At 79.2% G+C, this 313-nt stretch carries 1 protein-coding gene; it reads right to left on the reverse strand.

The annotated features are described in order from the left end of the window. Window positions 1-171: YcaO-like family protein (locus ADK67_RS55345; RefSeq protein ID WP_442974140.1), on the reverse strand; the 171-nt coding region annotated here is incomplete at its 3' end. Between the last annotated feature and the right edge of the window lie 142 nt (window positions 172-313).

The raw sequence follows: 313 nt of genomic DNA on the forward strand, positions 1-313 counted from the left end.
ACCGTGCACCCACCGGGTCCGCACGTCCGGGTGGTACGGCACGACGTGCGGCGACTCGTGGTCGGGCAGGCCGAGGCGGGGGGGGGCGAGCGCGCGGTCGCCCACCTCCGCGTACGACGCCTCCCGGACCGTGGGGGCGCGCCGGGGCTGCAGGCCCCCGGGCCGCTCCACCCCCTCCTACAGCGCGACCCCCTCGGCCTCCCCCCAGACCGCAGCCCCCCCGAACGTCATCCGCACGGCGGCCGGCAAGATCACCTTCGCCGAGGGCAGGCCGAGCGGGTCGCGCACCACCGGGGCGCTCCGGACGACCGCG

Source organism: Saccharothrix sp. NRRL B-16348, from assembly GCF_001280085.1.
Classification (GTDB): Bacteria; Actinomycetota; Actinomycetes; order Mycobacteriales; family Pseudonocardiaceae; genus Actinosynnema.